We start from the raw sequence: 23,957 nt of genomic DNA, 5'->3' as shown, positions 1-23,957 counted from the left end.
CCCCGCGAAGAACTGAGGTTTGGCACTATGGGAACCACGGGGTTGTGGTTGATCGGCGCACGCGGCTCGGTGGCCACCACGGCGATCACCGGCCTGCTCGCACTACGGTCCAAGGCCGTCCCGGCGACGGCCTGCGTGAGCGCGCAGCCGGAGTTCGCGGATCTCGGGCTGCCCGACTGGGACGAGATACAGGTCGGCGGTCACGACATCGCCGACATCTCGCTCGACAAGCGCGCCGAGCTGCTCAGCGAGGCGGGTGTGATCCCGCACCGGTTGCTGGACGCGGCGCGCCCCGCGTTGTCCGAAGTGGACACCGAGATACGGCCCGGCTACCATCCCGCGACGCACTCCGGTTCCCAGGCCGACGCGGCCCGCAGGCTCGCCGACGACATCGGCTCCTTCGCCGAGCGGCACGGGCTGGAACAGGTGGTGGTCGTCAACGTCTCGTCCACCGAGCCGGTCTTTCCCGGCCTGCCCGAGCACGGCGCGCTGAAGGCGCTGGAGGCCGCGATGGCGGTGCCAGGACGGACGGTGCTGCCGCCGAGCTCGGTCGCCGCCTACGCCGCCATGCGCGCGGACTGTCCCTTTGTCGACTTCACTCCCTCGCTGGGCATCCGGCTGCCCGCGCTGGAGGAGCTGGCCAGGCGGCAGCGGCTGCCCTACGCGGGCTCCGACGGCAAGACGGGGGAGACGCTGGTGCGCAGCGTCCTGGCGCCGATGTTCGCGTCCCGGTCGCTGGATGTCCGCTCGTGGGCGGGCACGAACCTGCTCGGTGGCGGGGACGGCCTCACGCTCGCCGACGCCGAGCACGCGGGCAGCAAGCTGGAGTCGAAGGGCCGCGGGCTCGCCACCCTGCTCGGCAGTGAGGTCACCGCACCGCTGCACATCGACAACGTGCCCGACCTCGGTGAGCAGAAGATCGCGTGGGACCACGTGTCGTTCGAGGGTTTCCTCGGCGTCCGGATGAGCCTGCAGTTCACCTGGTCCGGCTACGACTCGACGCTGGCGGCGCCACTGGTGCTCGACCTGGCGCGGTTCGTCGCCAAGGCGCACGAGGCGGGGCAGTCGGGCCCGCTCGGCTCGCTCGCGTTCTTCTTCAAGGACCCGGTCGGCTCCCGGGAGCACCGCCTCGCGGAGCAGTACGCCGCCCTGCGCGACTGGGCGGGCACCCTGTGACCGGCGCACCTCGCCTCGGCGCCTTCGCCGAGCTGGTGCGCGCACCGGCGGCGCTGACCGTGCTGGGCGACACGGTGACCGGCGCGGCGGCTGCCGGCAGGCCGCTGCGCGGCAGGCGCTGGGCCCTGCCGCTGGCCTCGGCGGCCTTCTACTGGGCCGGAATGGCGCTCAACGACTGGGCCGACCGGGACCTCGACGCCGTCGAGCGCCCTGAGCGGCCCATCCCATCGGGCCGGATCAGCTCCGGCGCCGCACTAGCCGCTGGGGGTGTGCTGACCGCTGCCGGGCTCGGGCTGGCCGGGTTCGGCGGCGGACAGCGCTGCCTGCGGATCGCGGCCCCGCTGGCCGCCGCCGTGTGGGCCTACGACACGAGGCTCAAGGGCACGGCCGCGGGCCCGCTCGGCATGGCGACGTGCCGGGCACTGGACGTGCTGCTCGGTGCGGACGGGCGCTGGCGCGGCGCCGCTCCGGCGGCCGCGGCGCTCGGGGTGCACACCCTGGGCCTGACCGCGCTCTCCGGCGGCGAGGTGCACGGCGGGTCGAGCGAGACGGCGACCGCGGCGCTGGCCGGCACGGCGGCCTCCACCGGACTCGCCGTGACCGGGCGCAGCGCGCGCCGTTCGCACCGGCTGGCGGCACTCGCCTTCGGCGCCGGATACGCCGGCACGGTCGGCCGGGCGCAGTACCGGGCGGCCGCCTCGCCCTCGGCGGCGCACGTGCGCACGGCCACGGCCGCCGGTATCCACGGCATGGTCCCGTTGCAGGCGAGCCTGATCGCCCGGCACGGAGCGGTGCGCACGGCCACCGCGCTGGCCGGGGCACTGCCGCTGGCCCGCAGGCTCGCCAGGAAGGTGAGTCCCACATGAGCACGCTGCGCCTCGGTTACGGCACCAACGGCTTCGCCAACCACCGGCTGGACGACGCCCTCGGTGTCATCGCGGATCTCGGCTACCAGGGGGTGGCGCTCACCCTCGACCACGCCCACCTCGATCCGTTCGGACCCGATGTCGCCGAGCGCACCCGCCTGCTCGCCGCGCGCCTCGACCGCCTCGGCCTCGCCGTGGTGGTGGAGACCGGTGCGCGCTACCTGCTCGACCCGTGGCACAAGCATCAGCCGACCCTGCTCTCCACCGACCCCGGGCCGCGACTGGACTTCCTGAGCCGTGCGGTGCGGATCGCGGTGGATCTGGGCGCCGAGTGCGTGTCGTTCTGGTCCGGGGTCAGGCCCTCCGGCCCGGACGCCGTCGACGACGAGACCGCGTGGCGGCGGCTGTGCGGCGGTGTCGGCACGGTGCTGGAGGAGGCGGATGCCCGGGACGTGCGGCTCGCGCTGGAACCCGAGCCGGGGCATTTCGTCCAGCATCTCGCCCAGGCGCTGGACCTGCGGGCGGAGCTCGGCGCACCCGCGCGGCTCGGTGTCACCCTCGACGTGGGGCACTGCGTGGCGGTCGAGCCGAAGAACGCGGCGGAGTGCGTGCGCGAGGCCGGGGACCTGTTGTTCAACGTCCAGCTCGACGACATGCTGCCCGGCGTGCACGAGCATCTGGAGTTCGGCGCGGGTGAGCTAGACCTGACCGGCACGCTGGCCGCGCTGATGGAGGTCGGCTACCGCGGCCTCGCCGCGGTGGAGCTGCCGCGGCACAGCCACGCGGCGCCCGAGGTCGCCCGGCGCAGCGCGGCCGCGCTGGGTGCCGCGTCCTGGCTCGCCGAGGCGGAGAACCGCGTCCGCGCCGATCCCGCCTCGGCGCGGAGCCTGTTTCCCGCCGTGGGCCGCAAGGTCGGCCGCGCCGCGCTGCGCCCGGACACCGATCCGCACGGGCTCGTGCACGGCACGGTGGACGACCGGGCGCGCGGCAGGCTGCTCGCCGCGCTGAGCGAGGTGCTGCCCGCCGCGGAGCTGGCGAAGGAGGTCGCCGACCTGTACCGCTACGGTGACGGCGCCGAGCGCCGCGGCGTGCTGCGGGCGCTGCACCGGCTGCCTGCCGGAGCGCACGAGGTACGGGAGGCAGGTCTGCTACTCGTCGAGGACGCACTGCGGGCCAACGACACCGGGCTCGTCGCCGCCGCGCTCGGGCCGTTCGCCGCCGAGCACCTCGACGCGCACGCCTGGCGGCACGGGGTGCTCAAGTGCCTGTTCGTCGGCGTGCCGGTGGCCGCGGTGGCCGCCCTGCACGAACGCACCGATGCCGAGCTCGTCCGGATGGTCGGTGACTACGTCGCCGAGCGGAAGGCGGCCGGGCGCGACGTGCCCGCCGACGCGTACCTGATCGGAGAGGAGGCAGGCCAGTGAGGATCTTCGACCCGCACATCCACATGACGTCGCGGACGACGCTGGACTACGAGGCGATGTACGCCGCCGGGGTGCGCGCGCTCGTCGAACCGGCGTTCTGGCTCGGCCAGCCGCGCACCAGCGTGGGCTCGTTCGTCGACTACTTCGACGGGCTGATCGGCTGGGAACGCTTCCGTGCCGCGCAGTTCGGCATCCGGCACCACTGCACGATCGCGCTGAACCCCAAGGAGGCCAACGACCCTCGCTGCACCGAGGTGCTCGACATCATGCCGCGCTATCTCGCCAAGGACGGCGTGGTCGCCGTCGGCGAGGTGGGCTACGACTCGATGACCGAGGCCGAGGAGAAGGCGTTCGAGCGGCAGCTCGCGATGGCGGTCGAGCACGACCTGCCGGTGCTCGTGCACACCCCGCACCGGGACAAGCTCGCCGGCACCAGGCGCACGCTCGACGTGGTGCGCGACTCCGGGATCGCGCCCGAACGGGTCGTGGTGGACCATCTCAACGAGCTCACCGTCGGGCCGGTCGCCGACTCCGGCTGCTGGATGGGCTTCTCCATCTACCCGGACACGAAGATGGACGAGCACCGCATGGTGGCGATCCTCAAGGAGCACGGCACCGCGCGGATGCTGGTCAACTCCGCCGCCGACTGGGGACGCTCCGATCCGCTGAAGACGCTGCGGACCGGCGAGGCGATGCTCGCCGGAGGCTTCACCGAGTCCGATGTGGACACCGTGCTGTGGGAGAACCCGGTCGCCTTCTACGGGCAGAGCGGCAAGCTGATTCTCGATCCGATCGAGGACGCCGCGCCGACCGGGGAGACGTTCGAGGGCAACTCCGTTCTGAGAGGCCCCCGGCCGGACAGCGGTGCCTGATGCTGCTCTCGTACTGCACGAACGTCCATCCGGCGGAGGACCTCGACGGCATCCTGCGCCAGCTCGACACCTACGCCGTGCCGGTGCGCGAACGTCTCGGCGCCGACCGGCTCGGCGTCGGCCTCTGGCTCGCGGCCGAAGTCGCCGCGGGGCTGGCCGCCGACCGGGCGAGCCGGCAGCGGCTGTCCGCCGAGCTGACCGCCCGCGGGCTCGCGGTGCAGACGCTCAACGCCTTTCCCTACGGCGGCTTCCACGCCGACGTGGTGAAGCATGCGGTGTACGTGCCGAGGTGGACGGACGTGAGCAGGCTGCGGTACACGCTGGACTGCATCACGGTCCTGGCCGACCTGCTGCCCGCGGACGCCGCGTACGGCAGCATCTCGACGCTGCCGCTCGGCTGGCGGGAGCCGTGGAGCTCCTCGCACGACGTGCGCGCGGGAATCGCCTTCGAGGAGGTCACCCGCGTGCTGCGCACCGCGCTGGCGCGGCACGAGCAGCCGATCAAGCTGGCGGTGGAGCCCGAGCCGGGCTGCGTGCTGGACACGGTGGCCGACGCGGTCGGCTGGCTGGCCGAGCGGGTCGAACCCGAGTACGTCGGGCTCTGCCTGGACACCTGCCACCTCGCGGTGTCCTTCGCCGACCCGGCCGGCGCGATCGACCGTATCCATCGGGCCGGTCTGCAGGTGGTGAAGGTGCAGGCGTCGGCGGCCCTGCACGTCGAGCGGCCCGGCAGCGAGCAGGCGCGCGCCGCGCTCGCCGAGTTCGCCGAGCCCCGCTACCTGCACCAGGTGCGGGAGCTGGCGCCGTCGGGCGAGGTGCTCGCCGCCGACGACCTGCCGGAGGCGCTGGACACCCTGCCCGCGGAGGGACCGTGGCGGGTGCACTTCCACGTGCCGCTGCACGCACACCCGGACCCGCCGCTGACGTCCACGACCGGCGTGCTCGAGGCGAGCCTCGCCGCGCTGTCCGCCCACGACGGGCGGCTGCCGCACGTCGAGGTGGAGACGTACACCTGGAACGTGCTGCCCGAAGGGCAGCGCCAGGAGCTCGCCGACGGCATCGCCGACGAACTGCGCTGGGCCCGCGCACATCTGCTGGGCCAGGAGGTCCCCACATGAACGACAAGCTCATCGTCATCGACGTCGTGGGCATGACGCCGAAGCTGTTGCGGCACATGCCCAACCTCGCCGCGCTCGGCGCGCGCGGCTGGCAGGCGGAGCTCGGGACGGTGCTGCCCGCGGTCACCTGCAGCGTCCAGTCGACCTTCCTCACCGGCCGTACCCCGGCCGAGCACGGGATCGTGGGCAACGGCTGGTACTTCCGCGACCTCGGGGAGGTCTACCTGTGGCGCCAGCACAACCGGCTGGTGCAGGGGGAGAAGGTCTGGGAGACCGCCAGGGCGGCCCGGCAGGACCACGTCTCGGCCAACATCTGCTGGTGGTACGCGATGGGGATGTCGACCGACTTCACCGTCACCCCGCGGCCCATCTACCACGCGGACGGCCGGAAATCGCCGGACTGCTACGCGCGCCCGCCCGAGCTGCACGACCGGCTCACCGCGGACCTGGGTACCTTCCCGCTGTTCAACTACTGGGGCCCCACCGCGTCGATCGCCTCGACGAGGTGGATCGTCGGTGCCTCGCGCCGGCTGTTCTGGGACGAGCGGCCGGACCTGCTGCTGGTATACGTGCCGCACCTCGACTACGACCTGCAGCGCTTCGGACCGGACTCGCCGCAGGCGGTTGCGGCGGCACGCGCGGTTGACGCCGAGCTGGCGCCGCTGCTCGGTGACGCCGAGCGGGCCGGCGCCACCGTCGTTGCCCTGTCCGAGTACGGCATCGCACCGGCCGACACCCCGGTCGACATCAACCGTGCGCTGCGCCGCGAGGGCCTGCTGGAGGTCTACGTCCAGGACGGCATGGAGTACCTCGATCCCTGGACGTCGCGGGCCTTCGCCGTCGCCGACCACCAGGTCGCACACGTCTACGTCGCCGACGAGGCGGACATCCCGAAGGTCCGCGGCCTCGTCGCAGGGCTGACCGGGGTGGACGAGGTGCTCGATCGCGAGGACCAGCGGCGGTACGGGCTCGACCACGAGCGCGCGGGCGAGCTGGTGGCCGTCGCCGAGCCGCGGGCGTGGTTCACCTACTACTACTGGCTCGACGACGCCAGGGCGCCCGACTTCGCCAGGGGGGTGGAGATCCACCGCAAACCCGGCTACGACCCGGCCGAGCTCTTCTTCGACCCGGCCGACCGGCTGGTCAAGGCCAAGGCCGGGCTGAACCTGGTGCGCAAGAAGGCGGGCCTGCGCTACACGATGAACGTGGTGCCCACCGACCCGCGCCACGTGCGCGGCTCGCACGGCAGGCTGCCGGACTCGGCGGAGGAGGGGCCGATGCTGCTGTGCTCCGATCCCGCCGTGCCGTCCACAGTGGAGAGCAGCGGGCGGATGGCTGCCACCGAGGTACGTGACCTCCTGTTGACGCTGCAAGGAATCCCGGAAGGAGCTTTTCGATGAGCCGTCCCATCACGCTCTTCACCGGCCAATGGGCCGACCTGCCGTTCGAGGAGGTCTGCCGGCTCGCGTCCGAATGGGGCTACGACGGGCTGGAGATCGCGTGCTCGGGCGACCACTTCGAGGTGGACCGTGCACTGTCCGAAGAGGACTATGTGGAGGGCAGGCGCAAGCTGCTCGACTCGTACGGCCTGAAGGTGTGGGCGATCTCCAACCATCTCGTCGGGCAGGCCGTGTGCGACGACCCGATCGACGAGCGGCACCGCAACATACTGCCTGCGCGCATCTGGGGTGACGGCGAGCCGGAGGGCGTCCGGCAGCGGGCGGCCGCCGAGCTCGCCGACACGGCGCGCGCCGCCGCGAGGCTGGGCGTGGACACCGTCATCGGCTTCACCGGGTCGAAGATCTGGAAGTACGTCGCGATGTTCCCGCCGGTGTCGCAGGACATGATCGACGACGGCTACACGGACTTCGCCACCAGGTGGAACCCGATCCTCGACGTCTTCGACGAGGTCGGCGTGCGGTTTGCGCACGAGGTGCACCCCAGTGAGATCGCCTACGACTACTGGACGACCAAGCGCGCGCTCGAGGCGGTGGGCCACCGGCCCGCGTTCGGGCTGAACTGGGACCCGTCGCACTTCGTGTGGCAGGACCTCGACCCGGTCGGGTTCATCCTCGACTTCGCCGACCGGATCTACCACGTGGACTGCAAGGACACGAAGAAGCGCTTCGACGGCCGTAACGGGCGGCTCGGCTCGCACCTGCCGTGGGCCGACGCGCGCCGCGGCTGGGACTTCGTGTCCACCGGGCACGGCGATGTCGACTGGGAGAGCGCGTTCCGCGCGCTCAACTCGATCGGCTACACGGGACCGATCTCCGTGGAGTGGGAGGACGCGGGGATGGACCGGTTGCGGGGCGCGGCGGAGGCCGTGCACTACATCCGGAACCTCAATTTCGACAAACCCGCGGCTGCGTTCGATGCCGCTTTCAGCACGGAGAAGGAGTGAAGTCAGTGAGCTCTGGAATGCGTGACGAGAAGGGTCTTTCCCGCCGTGCCCTGCTGCGTACCGCGGCCGGCGCGGCGGCCGCGGTCGGCGTGACCGGCGCCCTCGCCGGTACGGCGCACGCCGGCTGGAGCGGGCCGGGCAGGCGGCTGCCGAGAGAGCGGATCGCGATCCAGCTCTACACCCTCCGCAACGCCCTGCAGGCCGACCTGGAGGGCACTCTGGAGGCGCTTGCGGACATCGGTTACCGCAATGTCGAGCTCGCCGGAACGTACGGCCGGTCGGTGGAGGAGTTCCGCGGGCTGCTCGACCGCTACCACCTGCGCGCGGTTTCGGCGCACGTCGGCTTCGACGGGGCGGACCTCGACCAGCTCATCGCCGACGCCAGGGTGCTCGGCTACCACTACGCCGACTGCGCGTGGGCGAACTACGGCTCGATCGACGAGTGGACGGCGTTCGCGCAGCGGCTCGACCGGGCGGGCGAGGCGTTCCGCAAGGCGGGGATCTCCTACGGCTACCACAACCACGCGCACGAGTACCAGGAGATCGACGGCGTGCGGCCGATCGACGTGATCGCGGAGAACACGAGCCCGCGCAACATCCACTTCGAGTACGACCTGTACTGGGTGGTGGAAGGCGGAGCCGATCCCGTCGAGGAGTACTACCGCCGCTTCGGCAGGGTGAAGCAGTACCACGTCAAGGACCGGGCTCCCGGCGGCGGCTTCGCCAACCTCGGCGAGGGCACGATCGACTTCGGGCGCATCTTCCGCAAGACCTGCCGCGGCGCCGTGAAGCACTACATCGTGGAGCACGACTCGCCCAGTGACCCGCTGCACACCGCGAAGGTCGGCTTCGACTACCTGGCCGCCCTTCGCTTCTGACCCCGCCCCCCTGCCCCGGCTCGTGAGTGCGTAACAGTGTTCTAACTCGTGTGGGCACTCACGAGCCGGGCGCTGGGGGCCGGTGGTCGCGCAGGATCGACACGGCTCGCACGGTCGCGTGGCCGCGCCACTCCAGGGCCGCGGCGGGGGAGAAGCTGGCGAAGTCGACCCGCCAGCCACCGTCGTCCTGCTGCCCGGCGGCGAGGCGGCGCAGCTCGCCGTCGACGACCTCCGGGGCGAACAGGTCCCGTGCGGGCCCGCCGGATACCGGTGCGAAGTCGAGCGGCCGCATGAACTCGTCGTCGGCGCCGCCGTCCACCCGCAGCAGCCCGTCCGGCGGGATGTGCTCGCGCAGCCGGTCGATCAGCTCCGCCGCCTCGGGGTGGCGATGGTGCGCGGCGTCGAGGAACTGGACGGCGAAGGCGAGCTCCATCGGCTGCGGCTTGCCGCTGAGCTCCCGGATCGCGGACAGGCAGTACCGGGTGACCTGCGCCAGCCACGGGTGCGCCGCGACGGCGGGGTCGAAGGCGGCGCTCCGGTGGGCGTTCGCGGCGACGATCGCGGAGATCTGCAGCGAGGAGACCGTGGGGTCGGCCTGCGTCCAGAACGGCGCGCAACCAGCGGGCGCGCCGACGGGCAGCGCGAACGGAAGCCCGCCGTCGGGCAGGGTGACCGAGGCCAGCCAGTCGCAGAGTTCGGCGGCGCGGGGGCTGGTGTGCGGGCCGATGTCGGTGAACACCTCGAAGGCGTGCAGGGCCGGACCGGGCTGGCTCTCCGGGGAGCGCAGGTCCGGTTCGAGGCCCCAGCCGTACCCGCCGTCCGGGTTGCGGTACGCCTCCAGCGCGGCGAGCGCGGCCTCGGGGTCGCCGTCGCCGAGCGCGAGCCCGAAGCGGTGCCGGTCGAGCACGCGGGCGTGCGTGGCCATGAAGCCGGTGGCCGCGGTGCTGTCGATGGTGTCGGTCCTGTCGATGCTGTCGGTGCTGTCCATCCGCAAAGCATCACCCGGCGAACGGCGGCCGTCTTGAACGGACCGGTCGTGAGTGCGGAGACGAGTTCTAACTCGGGTGCGCACTCACGAGGGGTTCAGCGCCGCGTCGAGGGTCGGGTACAGCGGCAGCTCCTGGCGCAGCCCGACGGCCTCCACCGGGCGCTTGATCGCCCGTTGCGCGGCCACGATGCACAGTCGCAGCCCGCGCGCGTCGGCCCCCTCCTTGCTGTTCAGCAGCAGCGCCAGCCCGCTCGAGCCGATGAACGCGACGTCGCTGAGGTCCAGCACGAGTGGGTCGGGGGTGGTGAGCTCGTCCAGCGCTTCGTCGATGTGCCGCTCCAGCTCGGGCGCGGTGCTCAGATCGATCTCGCCCTTGATCCGGATGATCAGCGCGTTCGCGCGGCGCTCCTGGCTGACGTCCAGCAAAGGGCTGGGCGGTGGCAACTCGGACACAAGACCTCCCGTGGCGTTCCACAGCGAAGCGAAGTCGGGACTGTCCTGGCCGCTGGCTGCCTAACCGCCTGACATGGCCGAGCGTAGCGGTGTACGCCGCCCGCGCAAACACCACGGTGCACATTGCTCCGGCATGAACGCGTTCGCGCCCGGGTAGCCCTGGTACGACAACTTCATTCCCGACACGAGGAGCGATACCGATGACAGCGGTACGGGAAGTCATGACCAGCAACCCCCGGCACATCGACACCAGCGAGACGGTGGCCCACGCGGCCCGCCTGATGGCGTCGGAAGGCGTCGGTGCGTTGCCGATCCAGGGTGAGGACAAGCAGCTCAAGGGCATGATCACCGACCGCGACATCGTCGTGAAGGTGCTGGCCGAGGGCAAGGACCCGGTTGCCGTCCACGTCGGTGAGCTGGCCCAGGGCGACCCGGTCACCGTCACGCCCGACGACGACGTGGAGCAGGCCCTGTCCGCGATGGCGCGGCACCAGGTGCGGCGCGTCCCGGTCGTGCAGGGCAGCGAGCTCGTGGGCATCATCGCCCAGGCGGACGCCGCTCGCGCGGTGCCGGAGGACAAGACCGGCAAGATCGTCGACTCCATCTCGCGGGACTGAGCCGCCGGCGACATCTCACCCACGCGGCTTTGCCTGGTCACCTCTCGTGAGTGCGCACACGAGTTAGAACACTGTTACGCACTCACGACCGGTGACCTGCGGAAACGGCCTCTCCGGAGCTCAGCGGCCAAGGCCCCGGTAGGTGAACCCGGCCTCGGTGAGCGAGGCCGGGTCGAGCAGGTTCCGGCAGTCGACCACGGTGGGCTGCTCGGCCAGCTCCGCCAGCTGCGCCCAGTCGAGCTCCCGGAACTGCGGCCACTCGGTGAGCAGCACGATCCCGGCTGCGTCCTTCGCGACGAGGCCGGGATCGTCCACCAGCTGCACATGCTCAGGCCGCGCGGTGCCGCGGGCCCCGGGGTCGTACGCGGTGAGCACGGCGCCCTCGGCGGCCAGCCGGGCGGCGATGACGAGTGCGGGCGACTCCCGCAGGTCGTCCGTGCCGGCCTTGAAGGTCAGTCCCAGCAGCCCGAGGCGCATGCCGGCCAGTGACCCGCCCGCGGAGCCGGTGACCGCCTCGCGCACCTTGGTGACCACCCGATCGTGTTGATGCGTGTTGGCGGCGACGGCGTCCGCGAGCACCGCGAAGTCGACCCCCGCCTCGTCCGCGGCGCGCAGCAGCGCGCGGGTGTCCTTCGGCAGGCACGAGCCGCCCCAGCCGGGGCCGGGAGACAGGAACGCCGGGCCGATCCGCTCGTCAAGGCCCATCGTCGCGGTGACCTCCGCGATGTCGGCGCCGGAACGCTCGCACAGCTCGGCGAGCACGTTGACGTAGGAGACCTTCAGCGCGAGGAAGGCGTTGCTGGCGTACTTCGCCAGTTCGGCGCTGGCGGTCGCCGTGTGCAGCACCGGCGCGTCGAGGCCCGCGTACAGCCGCCACACGCGGTCGGCGGCGTCCCCGTCGGCGGTGCCGATCACGATCCGGTCGGGATGCAGGAAGTCGTGCACCGCATGGCCTTCCCGCAGGAACTCCGGGTTGCTCACCGCGGGCAGGCCGAGCACCCGGCCTGCCCGCTCGGTGGTGCCTACGGGCACCGTCGACTTGATCACGACCGCGCAGCCGGGGGCCAGCGTGCCGTGCAGCCCGGTCAGCGCCCGGTCGAACGCGCCGAGGTCCGCGTCGCCGTCGGGCCCCGTCGGGGTCGGCACGCACAGCAGCACCACGTCGGCGGAGGCCAGCGCGGCGTGCTCCGAGCCGAAGCTCAGCCTGCCTTCGCGGAGCCCCTCGGCCACCAGTTCGGGCAGGCCGGGTTCGCTGATCGGCACGTCGCCGCCGCGCAGCGCCTGCACCTTCGGCTCGTCCACATCGACGCAGGTGACCCGGTGGCCGAGGTGGGCGAGGCAGGCGGCGCTCGTCAGGCCGACGTAACCGGCGCCGACGACGCCGACCCGGTACGCCCCGGTGTCGCCGTCGCGTTTCCCGGACACTGTGTCAGGCATGTCGCGCTCCGTCCTTGTCGCGTTCTCGCGTCCGGCCGAGCAACGGCCGGGCGGCCGCGAGCACGTCCGCTTCGGTGAGCCGCAGCAGGCCCGGGTCCGGGTGCGCGGCGAACGGGTCTCCCGTGCCGCCCGCCCACAGCGCCACGTGCTGCGGGCGCCCGGAGGGCGGTCCCCAGCGTTCGGGCGGAGTCGGTCCGAACAGCAGCACCGAAGGGGTGCCGAACGCCGTGGCCAGGTGCCCCACCCCGGTGTCGCCGCAGACGACGAGCGCCGCACCGGCGACGACCGCGGCGAGCCCGGCCACGCCGGTGTGCCCGGCCAGCACGTCGTCCGCGGGCAGCCCGGCCCGCCCGGCGACTTCCTCGGCCAGCCGCCGTTCCCCGGCATCACCGGTCACCACGACCCGCCGCCCGGTCCCGGCGAGCGCGCGCGCCACCGCTGCGAACCGCTCGGCGGGCCAGCGCCTGGCCGGGTAGGCCGCGCCGGGATGGACCACCACGGCACCCGGCGCCGGACTCGGCTCCGCGGGCGCGGGCAGGGAAAGATCGCCGGGATCAGCCGGGATGCCGTGCCACTCCAGCAGGCGGCACCACCGGTCCACCTCGTGCAGGTCCTCCCGCCACGGTGGCCCCGGCACGTCCGGCAGGCCGGGGTGGCGGTGCGTGATCAGCCGGGCCGGGCGCGTGCCGAGCAGGTCGGTGATGCTCTCCGGTCCGCTGCCGTGCAGGTTGACCGCCAGCCCCGGCGGCTCGGCGGGCCGGGGCAGCGCGCCGAGCCCGCGAGCGGGCAGCAGCTCGTCGACGGCGCCGGTCAGCTCGGCCAGCGGTGCGAGCGGGGCCGGGGCGGCCAGCACGAGCCGGTCGCGCGGAGCCGCGCGGCGCAGCGCGCGCACGGCGGGCACGGCGGTGAGCAGGTCGCCGAGGCCGAGCGCGCGCAGGGCGAGGATCACGGCCACGAGCCCTCTTCCGAGTGGCACACGACCATCTCCCGCACCTCGCAGCCCCGCGGCTGGCGCAGCGCGTGGACCACCGACTGCGCGACGTCCTCCGGCCGGTTCAGCTTCGCGCCGGGCGGCGGCTTGTACTGCTCGTCGCGGCCGTCGAAGAACGCGGTGTCCATGCCGCCCGGCACGAGCATCGTCACGCCGATCCGGCCCGCGGTCTCCGCGGCGAGCGCCCTGGTGAAGCCGACGACGCCCGCCTTCGACGCGCAGTACGCCGTCGCGTCGCCGACCGAGCGGACGCCCAGCGTGGACGCGCAGGTGACGATCGTCCCGCCGGAGCGTTCCACGTACGGCAGTGCGGCGCGCACGACGGCGGCCGTGCCCAGCAGGTTCACCTGCACGACCTGTTCCCACTCCTTCGCGGGCACCTTGTCCAGCGGGCCGCACGCGTCGGTCCCGGCGGCCGTGAACACGGCGTCCAGCCCGCCCGCGCGCTCGGCGAGCGCGCGCACCGCGTTCTCGGCGGCCGGGGTGTCCGCCAGGTCGGCCAGCTCGTAATCGACCTCGCCGACCCCGCCACCACCGCCATCACCGCTGACGGGCGCGGCACGGTCGAGCACGAGCGGCGTGCCGCCCTGCTCCCGTACCGCCGCGACGGTCGCCGCGCCCAGCCCGGACGCGCCACCGGTGATCAGTACGTTCCCCAGTGCTCTCATCGTGCTCCTTCCGCGAGTAGCCGGGTGGTCGAGTAGCCCGCGACCGTGGGCACCAGCGCGACCTCGCCGCCGTGCCGGTGCACGACCTCCGCCTCCGGCAGGTCGGTGCCCGCGTAGTCGCCGCCCTTGACCCACACGTCGGGGCGCAGGCGTTCGAGCAGGGCCACCGGGGAGGACTCGTCGAACACGGCCACCGCGTCGACGGACTCCAGCTCGGTGAGCAGGCGCACGCGGTCGTCGACGGGCACCAGCGGGCGGGTGGGTCCCTTCAGCCGCCGTACGGAGTCGTCCGAGTTCACGCACACGACCAGCGCGTCGCCGAGCGCCCGCGCCTGGCGCAGCAGGCTCACGTGGCCGGGGTGCAGCAGGTCGAAACAGCCGCCGGTGGCGACCAGCCTGCCGCCCTGCCTGCGCACCCGCTCGGCGAGGTCGAGGGCGGTTCCGGCGAGGCCGTCGCCGTCTCCGGTTCCGGCATCGGGATCGCCGGCGACGGACAGGGCCGCGGCGCCGCCCGCGGCGACGAACCGGGCGGCCGTGTCGACGGCCGAGCGCACCGCCTCAGGAGTGTCCGCACCGTCCAGCAGGGCGGCGGCCGCCGCGCTGGCGAACCGGTCGCCCGCCCCGCAGGTGTCCGGCCTGACCTGCCCGGTCACCTTCGCGGCGGCGGAAACCGGCACCCGGGTGACGTCCTCGCCGGGGCCGGCGAGCACGGCGCCCCGTTCGCCGACGGTGACCGCCGCGGCCCGGCAGGACCAGTCCCGGCGCAGCGCCGCGGCGGCTTCGCCCGGCTCGGCGCGGCCGGGCGCGAAGCTCAGCGCCTCCTTGTCGTTCGGGGTCACCAGCGCCGCTCCGGGCACGGGCGCGGGACCGCGCGGGTGCGGGTCCCACACCACCGGAACGCGTGGCGCCAGCTCGCCGAGCAGGCTTCGCAGCTCCGGGTGCGCGGGCAGGCCCCGGCCGTAGTCGGAGACGAGGACGGCACCCGCCGACCGCAGGGCCGCCGAGGCCCGCGCGGGCAGCGGTGCCGCACCGGCCCTGCCACCGCCGGTGTCGAGCCGGAGCAGGGACTGCCCGGCCGCCTGGACCCGGGTCTTGCACACGGTCTCGCCGTCCATCGGCACGCGCACCACCTGGACGTCACGGCCCAGCAGCGCGGCCAGGCGCCGCCCCGTGTCGTCGTCGCCGAGTGCGGTCACGAGCACGACCTCCGGCGCGGTACGGGCTGCCAGCAGCGCCGCGAGCCCCGCGCCGCCCGGTCGCTGCCACCGCCGCGCGACGTCCACCACCGGCACCGGCGCCTCCGGGCACAGCCGGTCGGCCGTCCCCTCGATGTCGGCGTCGAGCAGCGCGTCGCCGACCACTACGAGCGGCTTCACGTCGGCACACCCAGTGACTGGTCGAGCTCGGCGCACAGCGCGTGCACGACGGCGAGGTGCACCTCCTGCACGGTGGCCACGCTCGGCGCTTCCACGGCGATCGCGCCGTCGCACAGCGCGACCAGCGGGTTCGGCGCGGGCCCGGTGAGCGCCCAGGTCGTCATGCCGAGCTCGTGCGCGGTCTTCGCCGCGGCCACGACGTTCTGGCTGCGGCCGCTGGTGGACAGCGACACCAGCACGTCGCCGGGGCGCCCGTGCGCCCGGACCTGCCTGGCGTAGAGCTCGTGCTCGCCGTAGTCGTTGCCGATCGCGGTGGCCGCCGAGGTGTCGGCGTGCAGCGCGATCGCCGAAAGCGGCTGCCGGTCGTTCAGGAACTTGCCGACCAGCTCACCGGTGAGGTGCTGAGCCTCCGCGGCACTGCCACCGTTGCCGCACGCGAGCAGCCGGCCGCCACCGCTCAGCACGGCGGCGAGATGGGTCCCCCACTCCTGGATCGTGGGCGCCGCGGCCTGGACCTTGTCCAGCGCGCCGCTGAGCGCCGCGAAGTGCTCTTCGATCACGCGAAACCTCCTGACATGAGTTGCCCGACCGCCGAGACGACCTCGGCCGGGTCGACGGCCAGGCACGGATGTCCCGGCACCGGGCACCGCCGTGCCCTGGTGTCCCGGCACGGGGCGTTCTGGTCGCCCAGCAGGACGGTGGGCACGCCGTAGGGCGCCCACCGTGCGGCGGGCACGACGGGTGCGAACAGCGAGACCACCGGCGTGCCGACGGCGGCCGCCAGGTGCGCGGGCCCGGTGTTCGGCACCACGACGGCGCTCGCGCCGTCGAGCACCGAAGCCAGTTCCGGCAGGCCGGTCCGCCCGCCGAGGTCGAGGGCGGTGCTCCCGGCGACCTCGGCGGTGAGCTCCTGCTCGGCGGGGGCGCCGGTGACGACCACGCGGTGTCCCGCCCCGGCGAGTGCACGCACGATCGCGCCGGCGCGGTCCGCCGTCGGCTGCCTGGCCGGCACGGACGCGGCAGGGTGCACCGCGACGTAGCCCGGTTCCCCGGTGAGCCCGGCCGTGTCCGGCAGTGGCCGCCGGATCGCGAGCGTGCCGTCGTCGCCGGGCGGCAGGTCGTATCCCGCAGCTCGGGCCAGCGAGAGCGCCCGCTCGGCTTCCGGCGGATCGCCGTGGACGCGGTGCCGCAGGTCGAGCAGCGAGCCGGGGTAGTCCTCGCTGGTCGCGCCGATCCACGGCACCCCGGCAAGGCGCAGCACCAGAGCCAGCGGCAGCGGGTCCTGGTGGAACGAGGTGAGGATCAGCGCGGCGTCCGGCCGCAGGTCGCGCACCTGTTTGCTGAGCGCGTCCACCGCGTCCGGCGTCAGCTCGGGCGGGTCCGGGTCGATCCACGGTGCGCACCACTCGACGACCTCGTCGACGCCCGGCAGCAGGTCGGCCGCCGCCCGGCCCCGCGGGCCGGCGAGCAGGGCGACCGAGTCGGCGTGCGCGGCGACGGCGCGGACGCACGGGCCGGCGAGCAGCACGTCGCCCGCGTTGTCCAGCCGCGCGACCAGGACCCGGCCCGTCATGGCCGCCCCCTCGGCGGTTCCGGCGCGGGCGCCTTCGGCAGGCGGGTCCCGTTGTGCGTGCCCGGACGCCCCAGGGCGAGGCACTGCCTGGCCAGCGTCACGGCCTCGGTGAGGTCGGCGGCGACCCGCGCCTCGCGGTGGGCGCGCTCGACCTCGCCGGGCAGCGTGCGGGCGGTGGGTACCAGGATGCCGTGCGCCCCGGCGGCCGCGGCCGCGGCGACGTCGGCGCCGGTGTCGCCGATGACGACGCACCGGCCGGGATGCACGCGGAGCCGGGCGGCGGCGCGCAGCACGAGGCCGGGCTCGGGCTTACGGCATTCGCAGCCGTCGTCTTCGCCGTGCGGGCACACCTGCCAGGTCTGGAACGGGCCGAGCAGTTCGTCGACGCGGGCGTTCACGGCGTGCACCTGCGCCGGGCTCAGCCGGCCACGGGCGACGCCGGACTGGTTGCTGACCACGCCGAGCAGCACGCCCGCCTCCCGCAGTCCGCGCAGCGCCTCGGCCGCACCGGCCACGGGCCGCACCTGCTCCGGGTCGCCGAGGTAGGGCACGTCCTCGATGAGCGTGTCGTCACGGTCGAACAGCACCGCGGCGGGCCGCCGGGCGGCGATCTCGCCGCGCAGCCGGTGCGCGCACGCCGCGGGCGGGATCAGCACGCTCGTCACGAGCATGCGCGCGACCTCGTCCGGGGTGCGCGGTCCGGGCCTGATGCGGCGGGCCGCGAACTCGGCGGTCAGCCCGCTCCACACGCCGCCCGCGGCCGCCGCGGCGCGCCACCGCCGCGCGGCGAGCAGGGCGAGTGCGGCCGTCCCGGCCATCGTGGTCAGCACGTGCCTGCCCAGCCTGCCCGGCCCTTCCCCGGTCTGCTCGCGCCAGTCGCGGCCGTGCTTGCGCCGCATCAGCGCGTTGTCGGCGTTGCCGCGCTGCCTGCGCACGCTGGCGAGGAAGTCGCCGTTGCCCGCGGGATGGGTGGTGGTGCGCTCGCCCTCCGCGATGCGGTGTCCCGCCCTGCGCACGCGCAGCGCGAGGTCGGCATCTTCGCGGAAGGCCCGCGGGAACCGTTCGTCGAACCCGCCGGCTTCCAGCAGCGCGGAGCGCCGGTAGGCCATGTCCGCCGTGATCCAGCGGGCCGCCGTCAGCCCGAGGGTGCCACGCTCGTCGTCGGTGGGCCGCCTGCCCCCGGGCAGCGGTACCACGATCCTGGCGACGGAGGCGGCGACGTCGGGGCCGAGCCCTTCGAGGTCGGCGGCCAGTCGCTCGGGCCAGTCATCCGGGGTGAGCACGTCGTCGTCGAGGAAGGCGACCCACTCGGTGCCGGCCGCGCGCCAGCCTGCGTTGCGCGCCGCCGCGGGGCCCCGGCCACCCGAGCGCACCTGCCGCACCCGCAGCGTGAGCTCCGGCAGTGCGAGGGGTTCGCCGTCCGGCCGGTCGTCGGCGACGATCACCTCCGCAGGCCGCGGCCCGCGCGCGTCGTCCAGCGCCCGCAGCAGCGTGGCCAGGTTGTCCCGGCCCGCCGTGGGGATGACGACCGTGTACTCCGGACTCATGGGACTCATGCCGCGCTCCGTGGCCTGCGGACGGCGAACGGCCCGATCGCCAGCAGGTCGACCGGCGCGGAGCCGAAGCATTCGAGGGCGTCGGTGGGGCTGTCCACCATCGGCCTGCCCGCCGTGTTCAGGCTCGTGTTGACCACCGTCGGCAGCCCGGTCCGCCGCTCGAACGCGCCGAGCATCCGCGCGACGAGCGGCTCGGCACCCGGGTCGACCGTCTGGATGCGGGCCGTGCCGTCGACGTGGGTGACGGCGGGTACGCGGTCGCGCCACGGCGGCGCGACGTCGTGGACGAAGAGCATGTACGGGCTCGGCAGCGGCCCGCGGCTGAACAGCTCACCGGCCCGGTCGGCCAGCACCATCGGTGCGACCGGGCGGAACTGCTCCCGGCCCTTCACCTCGTTGAGCCGTTCGAGGTTCTCGGCGCGGCCGGGGTGCGCGAGCAGCGAGCGGTGTCCCAGCGCGCGAGGTCCGAACTCGGCGCGGCCCTGGAACCAGGCGACGATCCCGTCGTCCGCGAGGGCCTCGGCAACGGTCTCGGCGATGTCGTCCGGCCGCTCGTACGGGATCCGCGCCGCCCGCAGCCGCTCCTCGATCTCCTCGTCGGACCAGCCACGGCCCAGGTCGGCGCCCGCCATCGGTGCCGTGGGCTCGCCGAGGTCGGCGGCGAGTTGCAGCGCAGCGCCGAGCGCGGTCCCGGCGTCACCGGAGGCCGGCTGCACCCACACCCGGTCGAACGGCCCCGCGGCGTGCAGCCGGGTGTTGGCCACGCAGTTGAGGGCGATGCCGCCCGCGAGCGTGAGATCGCTCGCCCCGGTGCGCCCGTGCAGCCAGCCCGCCAGCTCCAGCAACACCTCCTCCAGCCGCTCCTGCATGCTCGCGGCGAGGTCGGCGTGCTCGGGCAGCATCTCGCCGTCCGGCGGGCGGGCCGGGGCGAAGGCGCTCCAGTCGATCGGCTCGGTGCGGTATCCGCCGTCACCGGTGGTGTAGACACGCTCGCGCAGCCGCGGCAGGAACCGCGGCTCGCCGTAGGAGGCGAGCGCCATCACCTTGTACTCGTCGCTGGAGCGCCGGAACCCGAGGTGCGCCGTCAGGTCCTCATAGGCCAGACCGAGCGAGTGCGGCAGCGACTGCGCGGCCAGCTCCTCGAACTTGCCGTCGCGGTACTCGCCGGCCAGGTACGAAGTGGACTCCCCACGGCCGTCGGCGACGAGGACGGCGGAGTCGCCGAACGGCGCGGCCAGCGCCGCGGACGCGGCGTGCGCCACGTGGTGCCGGACAAAGTGGACGATATCGGGATCGAGCCCGGGCAGTGCCGTCTTCAGGAACCGGGGCGCGCGCTCCGCGTAGCGGGTACGCAGCTCTTCCCAACCGGGATCGGTTCCCTCCAGCTCGTCGTCGACAAGGCCGGGTTCGTAGGAGTAGCCGACGGCGTCGAGCTGGTCCGGGGTGATCCCGGCGTGTTCCAGGCACCAGCGCGCGGCCTGCTCCGGCAGCTCCCAGGCCGAGAACGGCACGGGCGCCTTGCCGTGCTTGCGCCTGCTGAACCGCTCCTCCTCGGCGGCTGCGACGATCCTGCCGTCCACGACCAGCGCGGCGGCGGGATCGTGGAAAACGGCGTTGATCCCGAGTATGCGCACCTGGCTTACCTCCAAGCCTGTGTCCTCGGCCGCCTTTCGCGGCCCGCACTATGTCGCTACCCCTTGCAGCGACGGCTAAACAGCATTGGGCCGAATGCCCAGGACGTCGCTACGGAACGGAGTCGCCGGGAGAGGCCTCAGGCCGCTGCTCGGTGCGCCGCGAACCAGTCGATCGTGCGGCGCAGTCCTTCGCGGAGGGTTACCTCCGGGCGCCAGCCGAGCTCGGTGCGCGCGAGGCCGATGTCGGGGCAGCGGCGCCGGGGGTCGTCGGCGGCCTCGTCCACCCGCACGACCCGCGAGCCGGAGCCGGTGAGCTGGCGCACCTCGTCGGCGAGCCGCCACACGGGCAGCTCCTGCGGGTTACCGATGTTCACCGGGCCGGTCAGTGTGCCCGCCGCCAGCGCCAGCAGCCCGGCGACGGTGTCGGTGACGTAGCACACGGACCGGGTCTGGTTTCCGGAGCCGTGGACGGTCAGCGGCTCGCCGGCCAGCGCCTGCGTCACGAAGTTCGGGATCATCCGCCCGTCTCCCGCGCGCAGCCGCGGGCCGTAGGTGTTGAAGATGCGGGCGATCGCCACGTTCGCACCCCGTTCGCGGTGGTGCGCCATGGTCAGCGCCTCGGCGTAGCGCTTCGCCTCGTCGTACACGCTGCGCGGGCCGACGGGGTTCACGTTTCCCCAGTAGTCCTCCCGCTGCGGGTGCTCCAACGGGTCGCCGTACACCTCGCTGGTCGAGGCGAGCAGGAACCGCGCCCGGTGCCGCGCGGCGAAGTCCAGCGCGTGCTCGGTGCCGAGCGAACCCGTGCGCAACGTCTCGATCGGCAACCGCAGGTAGTCGCGCGGCGACGCGGCGGAAGCCAGGTGCAGCACCACGTCCACGTCATCGACACCGTCCGGAACGGGCAGGTCGTCCAGCGGCTCGGTCACGTCGTGCTCGACGAGCGCGAAACCGGGATCAGGCAACAGATGTGCGATGTTGTCCCGCTCGCCCGTCGCGAAATTGTCCACACAGGTCACCCGGCTTCCGCTGCGCAGCAGGCTTTCGCAGACATGTGAGCCGACGAAGCCGGCGCCGCCGGTGACCAGCGCGTGCGTGAACCCAGTGACCATGAGGCCGGTCTACCCGAAATGGACCGGCCGAAACGCCGTGGTTAGCGCGGCGGTCACCGCGGGTACTGCTGGGGGCATGCGAGTGCTCGTCACCGGTTGGCCCACCTTCCTGCACGGCGAGGCGACCGCGGGCGACGTGCTCAGCATGCGCGGGGTCGCCTCGGCGCTGGCCGAGGAAGGCATCGCCGCCGACACGGCGTGGAGCCCGGGTTTCCGGCCAGGGGCACTGCACCTGGACGACGCCGACCCCGCGCGCTACACGCATGTGGTTTTCACCTGCGGCCCCGCGCACGGGGAGCAGGTCAGCGGCCTGCACGAGCGCTACGCCGGCTGCCGCCGCATCGCCGTCGGCGTCTCGGTGCTCGACCCCGCCGACCCCGCGGCGGCCGGCTTCCACCGCGTGCTGGCGCGCGACGGCGGCTCCCGCCCGTATCCGGACCTCTCGCTGTCGGGGGGCGGCACCTCGGTCCCGGTGGCCGGCGTGGTGCTCGCGCCCGGCCAGCGGGAGTACGGTGCCCGGCGCAGGCACGAGCAGGTGCACGAGGCGCTGCTCGACTGGGCGAGCCGGCTCGACTGCGCGCGCGTGCCGCTGGACACGCGGCTGGACGGTGCGGACTGGCGGCACTGTGCCACTGCCGACCAGTTCCTCTCCCTGATCCGCCGCTTCGACGTGATCATCACCACCCGGCTGCACGGCCTCGTGCTCGCACTGCGCGCCGGCGTGCCCGCGCTGGCGGTGGACCCGGTCGCCGGCGGCGGCAAGGTGGCCGCGCAGGCGGAAGCGCTGGACTGGCCCGCGGTCGTGCCCGCCGAGACGGTCACCGGCTCCGGCGGTGACGCCGCCCTCGGCCGGTGGTGGGAGTGGTGCCTCTCCGCCGGGGGCCGGGAGCGCGCGCGACATCCCGCGCCGCTGGACGGAGCGCACCCACTGCTCACCGAGCTGCTGGCGGAGGTGCGCCGATGAACGAGGCGAGGACGACCGTGGTGGTCGCCACCCGCGACCGCGCCGCCGAGCTCGTCCGCACGCTGGCCATGCTCGGCACGCTACGGCCGCGGCCGCCGGTCATCGTGGTGGACAACGCCTCCGCCGACGACACGGGCGCGCGGGTACTGCGCGAGTTCCCCTGGGTACGCCTCATCCGGCTGCCCCGCAACGGCGGTGCGGCGGCGCGCAACATCGGGGTCCGCGCCGCGGAAACCCCGTACGTCGCCTTCAGCGACGACGACTCGTGGTGGGCACGTGACGCTTTGCCGGAGGCGGAGCTGCTCTTCGACGTCTATCCCCGGCTGGGGCTGATCGCCGGCCGGACCCTCGTCGGGCCCGGCGGCGAACCCGATCCCGTGTGCGAGGTCATGGCGGCGAGCCCGCTCGGCAAGCCCGCCGACGTGCCGGGCCCGCTCGTGCTCGGCTTCCTGGCCTGCTCGGCGATCGTGCGCCGGGACGCGTTCCTCGACACGGGCGGGTTCAGCCCGCTGCTGCACTTCGCCGCGGAGGAGAAGCTGCTGTCCTACGATCTCGCGGCCCGCGGCTGGGCGCTCTGCTACGTCGACCGGGTACGCGCCCACCACCACCCCTCTTCGACCCGCCCGCCCCCGGCCTGGCGGCAGCGGCTGGAGACGCGCAACAACGCGCTGATCGCGTGGCTGCGACGCCCCCCGGGGGAGTGCGTGCGCGCCGCGGCTCCGCTGCTGCGCGACGCGGGTGCGGCGGCGGGCGCGCTGCGCAGGCTGCCAAGGGCGCTGGCGGGGCGCGATCCGCTGCCGCACGAGGTCGAGGCACAGGTACGGGAACTGGAGCGCCGATGAGCCGAGTTACGGTCGTCCTGATCACCCACAACCGCCGCGAGGAGACGCTGCGGACGCTGGAGCACATGACGGCGCTGCCCGACGCCGCGCCGATCATCGTCGCCGACAACGCCTCGGCCGACGGCACGGCCGACGCGATCGCCCGGCGGCATCCCGGCGTGCTGCTCCTGCGTTGTGACCGCAACCTCGGCGCCCTCGCGCGCAACCTCGCCGTCCGCCACGTGCACACGCCGTACGTGTCCTTCTGCGACGACGACACCCGCTGGCAGCCCGGCGCGCTGACCCGCGCGGCCGACCTGCTCGACGCCCATCCGGCGCTCGCGTCGGTCACCGGCCGCTGCCTGGTGGAGCCCGGGCTCGAGGAGGACCCGATCACCCCGGAGCTGCGGTACTCGCCGGTGCGCGGGCCGGACTGGCTGCCCGGGCCCGCGCTGCTCGGTGTCATGGCGGGGCTCTCGACGTTCCGGGTGAGCGCGTTCCGGGAGGTCGGCGGCTTCTCGCCGCGGATGTGGCTGGGCGGGGAGGAGGAGCTGCTCGCCCTCGACCTCGCCGCGCGCGGCTGGTGGATGTGCTGGGCCGAGGACGTGGTGATCCACCATGCGCCGTCGAAGCAGCGCGATCCGCGCCGCCGCCGCCAGCTCGGCATCCGCAACACGCTGTGGACCCTGTGGCTGCGCAGGCCGTGGCGCAGCGCCGCAAGGCGCAGCGTGGCCGTGCTGCGTTCGGCACCCGCCGACCGGGCCACCGTGGCCGCCGTGGTCGAGGCACTGCGCGGTGTGCCGTGGGTGCTGCGCGAGCGCGCCGTCGTACCCGCCGGGGTGGAGGAGGGCCTGCGGTCGCTGGAGGAGGCCCAGCGCCGGTCACCGGCCCGCCGCTACGTCGGCTGATGCCGGCACGAGCGTGGGCACCCCTGGTGAGTGCGGACACGAGTTCTCACTCGTGTCCGCACTCACGAGTCCCGGCGGTCCGCCGCCGGTTGACGGGCGCGCGCACCGGGTAGGCCGAGGGGCA

23 protein-coding genes are annotated in these 23,957 nt (G+C 73.8%); 12 read left to right on the top strand and 11 right to left on the bottom strand.

Features of this window, described 5'->3' with window-relative positions; genetic code table 11:
- The first annotated feature begins 27 nt into the window (after positions 1-27).
- Genes JAP66_RS03715 through JAP66_RS03680 form a run of 8 tightly spaced genes read left to right on the top strand, consistent with a single transcriptional unit; the run spans position 28 to position 8,738 of the window.
- A complete protein-coding gene (locus JAP66_RS03715) occupies positions 28-1,176 on the top strand; it encodes an inositol-3-phosphate synthase (RefSeq protein WP_199430140.1) in 1,149 nt (382 codons plus the stop codon).
- Entirely contained in the window at positions 1,173-2,042 is an 870-nt protein-coding gene (locus tag JAP66_RS03710) for an SCO3242 family prenyltransferase (protein WP_199430139.1), read from the top strand. Before JAP66_RS03715 ends, JAP66_RS03710 begins: the two co-directional genes overlap by 4 nt.
- Positions 2,039-3,466: an EboA domain-containing protein gene (locus JAP66_RS03705; protein ID WP_199430138.1), complete on the top strand. Its 1,428-nt coding sequence runs from the start codon at positions 2,039-2,041 to the stop codon at positions 3,464-3,466. Before JAP66_RS03710 ends, JAP66_RS03705 begins: the two co-directional genes overlap by 4 nt.
- Complete coding sequence (locus JAP66_RS03700) at positions 3,463-4,338, top strand: TatD family hydrolase (protein WP_199430137.1); 876 nt, start codon at positions 3,463-3,465, stop codon at positions 4,336-4,338. Before JAP66_RS03705 ends, JAP66_RS03700 begins: the two co-directional genes overlap by 4 nt.
- Positions 4,339-4,340: 2 nt before the next feature.
- On the top strand, positions 4,341-5,456 hold the full coding sequence (gene eboE / locus JAP66_RS03695) for a metabolite traffic protein EboE (RefSeq protein ID WP_199430593.1): 1,116 nt from the start codon (positions 4,341-4,343) through the stop codon (positions 5,454-5,456).
- Entirely contained in the window at positions 5,453-6,856 is a 1,404-nt protein-coding gene (locus tag JAP66_RS03690; protein WP_199430136.1) for an alkaline phosphatase family protein, read from the top strand. The genes eboE and JAP66_RS03690 overlap by 4 nt, the downstream gene beginning before the upstream one ends.
- On the top strand, positions 6,853-7,860 hold the full coding sequence (locus JAP66_RS03685) for a sugar phosphate isomerase/epimerase family protein (RefSeq protein WP_199430135.1): 1,008 nt from the start codon (positions 6,853-6,855) through the stop codon (positions 7,858-7,860). Before JAP66_RS03690 ends, JAP66_RS03685 begins: the two co-directional genes overlap by 4 nt.
- Before the next feature lie 17 nt (positions 7,861-7,877).
- The gene (locus tag JAP66_RS03680) at positions 7,878-8,738 is read left to right on the top strand and encodes a sugar phosphate isomerase/epimerase family protein (RefSeq protein WP_199430592.1); all 861 of its coding nucleotides are present in this window, start codon (positions 7,878-7,880) and stop codon (positions 8,736-8,738) included.
- Positions 8,739-8,796: 58 nt separating this feature from the next.
- Here JAP66_RS03680 and JAP66_RS03675 read toward each other — a convergent pair whose 3' ends face one another.
- Both JAP66_RS03675 and JAP66_RS03670 read right to left on the bottom strand, forming a co-directional pair.
- Complete coding sequence (locus JAP66_RS03675; RefSeq protein WP_199430134.1) at positions 8,797-9,726, bottom strand: prenyltransferase/squalene oxidase repeat-containing protein; 930 nt, start codon at positions 9,724-9,726, stop codon at positions 8,797-8,799.
- 84 nt (positions 9,727-9,810) lie between these two features.
- The gene (locus tag JAP66_RS03670; RefSeq protein WP_199430133.1) at positions 9,811-10,179 is read right to left on the bottom strand and encodes an STAS domain-containing protein; all 369 of its coding nucleotides are present in this window, start codon (positions 10,177-10,179) and stop codon (positions 9,811-9,813) included.
- Between the two features lie 200 nt (positions 10,180-10,379).
- Between JAP66_RS03670 and JAP66_RS03665 the strand changes: the two genes are divergently transcribed.
- Positions 10,380-10,796, top strand: a complete 417-nt coding sequence (locus tag JAP66_RS03665; RefSeq protein ID WP_199430132.1) for a CBS domain-containing protein — start codon at positions 10,380-10,382, stop codon at positions 10,794-10,796.
- 120 nt (positions 10,797-10,916) lie between these two features.
- Here the strand turns inward: JAP66_RS03665 and JAP66_RS03660 are convergent, their stop codons facing one another.
- The 9 genes from JAP66_RS03660 to JAP66_RS03620 form a co-directional block, all read right to left on the bottom strand.
- Positions 10,917-12,233 carry a UDP-glucose dehydrogenase family protein gene (locus tag JAP66_RS03660; protein ID WP_199430131.1) on the bottom strand — a complete coding sequence of 439 codons (1,317 nt, stop codon included), beginning with the start codon at positions 12,231-12,233 and terminating at the stop codon, positions 10,917-10,919.
- Complete coding sequence (locus JAP66_RS03655) at positions 12,226-13,188, bottom strand: glycosyltransferase family 9 protein (RefSeq protein WP_199430591.1); 963 nt, start codon at positions 13,186-13,188, stop codon at positions 12,226-12,228. Before JAP66_RS03655 ends, JAP66_RS03660 begins: the two co-directional genes overlap by 8 nt.
- Entirely contained in the window at positions 13,179-13,892 is a 714-nt protein-coding gene (locus tag JAP66_RS03650) for an SDR family oxidoreductase (RefSeq protein ID WP_199430130.1), read from the bottom strand. The genes JAP66_RS03655 and JAP66_RS03650 overlap by 10 nt, the downstream gene beginning before the upstream one ends.
- Positions 13,889-15,268: a PfkB family carbohydrate kinase gene (locus tag JAP66_RS03645; RefSeq protein WP_199430129.1), complete on the bottom strand. Its 1,380-nt coding sequence runs from the start codon at positions 15,266-15,268 to the stop codon at positions 13,889-13,891. Before JAP66_RS03645 ends, JAP66_RS03650 begins: the two co-directional genes overlap by 4 nt.
- Positions 15,265-15,828 (bottom strand): D-sedoheptulose-7-phosphate isomerase, encoded by a 564-nt coding sequence (locus JAP66_RS03640; RefSeq protein WP_199430128.1) that lies wholly within the window; start codon positions 15,826-15,828, stop codon positions 15,265-15,267. Before JAP66_RS03640 ends, JAP66_RS03645 begins: the two co-directional genes overlap by 4 nt.
- Positions 15,825-16,841: a glycosyltransferase family 9 protein gene (locus JAP66_RS03635; protein ID WP_199430127.1), complete on the bottom strand. Its 1,017-nt coding sequence runs from the start codon at positions 16,839-16,841 to the stop codon at positions 15,825-15,827. The genes JAP66_RS03640 and JAP66_RS03635 overlap by 4 nt, the downstream gene beginning before the upstream one ends.
- Positions 16,838-18,397, bottom strand: a complete 1,560-nt coding sequence (locus JAP66_RS03630) for an HAD-IIIA family hydrolase (RefSeq protein WP_199430126.1) — start codon at positions 18,395-18,397, stop codon at positions 16,838-16,840. The genes JAP66_RS03635 and JAP66_RS03630 overlap by 4 nt, the downstream gene beginning before the upstream one ends.
- Entirely contained in the window at positions 18,394-20,031 is a 1,638-nt protein-coding gene (locus tag JAP66_RS03625; RefSeq protein WP_199430590.1) for a carbamoyltransferase family protein, read from the bottom strand. The genes JAP66_RS03630 and JAP66_RS03625 overlap by 4 nt, the downstream gene beginning before the upstream one ends.
- A gap of 137 nt (positions 20,032-20,168) precedes the next feature.
- On the bottom strand, positions 20,169-21,140 hold the full coding sequence (locus JAP66_RS03620; protein ID WP_199430125.1) for an NAD-dependent epimerase/dehydratase family protein: 972 nt from the start codon (positions 21,138-21,140) through the stop codon (positions 20,169-20,171).
- Positions 21,141-21,216: 76 nt separating this feature from the next.
- Here JAP66_RS03620 and JAP66_RS03615 point away from each other — a divergent pair, with 76 nt between their 5' ends.
- Genes JAP66_RS03615 through JAP66_RS03605 form a run of 3 tightly spaced genes read left to right on the top strand, consistent with a single transcriptional unit; the run spans position 21,217 to position 23,833 of the window.
- Positions 21,217-22,104: a polysaccharide pyruvyl transferase family protein gene (locus tag JAP66_RS03615; RefSeq protein WP_199430124.1), complete on the top strand. Its 888-nt coding sequence runs from the start codon at positions 21,217-21,219 to the stop codon at positions 22,102-22,104.
- Entirely contained in the window at positions 22,101-22,946 is an 846-nt protein-coding gene (locus tag JAP66_RS03610) for a glycosyltransferase family 2 protein (RefSeq protein ID WP_199430123.1), read from the top strand. Before JAP66_RS03615 ends, JAP66_RS03610 begins: the two co-directional genes overlap by 4 nt.
- Complete coding sequence (locus JAP66_RS03605; protein ID WP_199430122.1) at positions 22,943-23,833, top strand: glycosyltransferase family 2 protein; 891 nt, start codon at positions 22,943-22,945, stop codon at positions 23,831-23,833. Before JAP66_RS03610 ends, JAP66_RS03605 begins: the two co-directional genes overlap by 4 nt.
- Positions 23,834-23,957 lie beyond the last annotated feature (124 nt).

It is taken from the genome of Qaidamihabitans albus (genome assembly GCF_016464705.1).
GTDB lineage: Bacteria > Actinomycetota > Actinomycetes > Mycobacteriales > Pseudonocardiaceae > Qaidamihabitans > Qaidamihabitans albus.
The sequence above is the reverse complement of the archived record's forward strand: the minus strand, read 5'-3'. Positions and strand labels throughout refer to the sequence as shown.

Coding starts and splice junctions, on each gene's coding strand:
- JAP66_RS03715 (WP_199430140.1), top strand. CDS start 28: ATGGGAACCACGGGGTTGTGGTTGATCGGCGCACGCGGCTCGGTGGCC.
- JAP66_RS03705 (WP_199430138.1), top strand. CDS start 2,039: ATGAGCACGCTGCGCCTCGGTTACGGCACCAACGGCTTCGCCAACCAC.
- JAP66_RS03690 (WP_199430136.1), top strand. CDS start 5,453: ATGAACGACAAGCTCATCGTCATCGACGTCGTGGGCATGACGCCGAAG.
- JAP66_RS03685 (WP_199430135.1), top strand. CDS start 6,853: ATGAGCCGTCCCATCACGCTCTTCACCGGCCAATGGGCCGACCTGCCG.
- JAP66_RS03680 (WP_199430592.1), top strand. CDS start 7,878: ATGCGTGACGAGAAGGGTCTTTCCCGCCGTGCCCTGCTGCGTACCGCG.
- JAP66_RS03675 (WP_199430134.1), bottom strand. CDS start 9,726: ATGGACAGCACCGACAGCATCGACAGGACCGACACCATCGACAGCACC.
- JAP66_RS03665 (WP_199430132.1), top strand. CDS start 10,380: ATGACAGCGGTACGGGAAGTCATGACCAGCAACCCCCGGCACATCGAC.
- JAP66_RS03660 (WP_199430131.1), bottom strand. CDS start 12,233: ATGCCTGACACAGTGTCCGGGAAACGCGACGGCGACACCGGGGCGTAC.
- JAP66_RS03650 (WP_199430130.1), bottom strand. CDS start 13,892: ATGAGAGCACTGGGGAACGTACTGATCACCGGTGGCGCGTCCGGGCTG.
- JAP66_RS03635 (WP_199430127.1), bottom strand. CDS start 16,841: ATGACGGGCCGGGTCCTGGTCGCGCGGCTGGACAACGCGGGCGACGTG.
- JAP66_RS03630 (WP_199430126.1), bottom strand. CDS start 18,397: ATGAGTCCCATGAGTCCGGAGTACACGGTCGTCATCCCCACGGCGGGC.
- JAP66_RS03620 (WP_199430125.1), bottom strand. CDS start 21,140: ATGGTCACTGGGTTCACGCACGCGCTGGTCACCGGCGGCGCCGGCTTC.
- JAP66_RS03615 (WP_199430124.1), top strand. CDS start 21,217: ATGCGAGTGCTCGTCACCGGTTGGCCCACCTTCCTGCACGGCGAGGCG.
- JAP66_RS03610 (WP_199430123.1), top strand. CDS start 22,101: ATGAACGAGGCGAGGACGACCGTGGTGGTCGCCACCCGCGACCGCGCC.
- JAP66_RS03605 (WP_199430122.1), top strand. CDS start 22,943: ATGAGCCGAGTTACGGTCGTCCTGATCACCCACAACCGCCGCGAGGAG.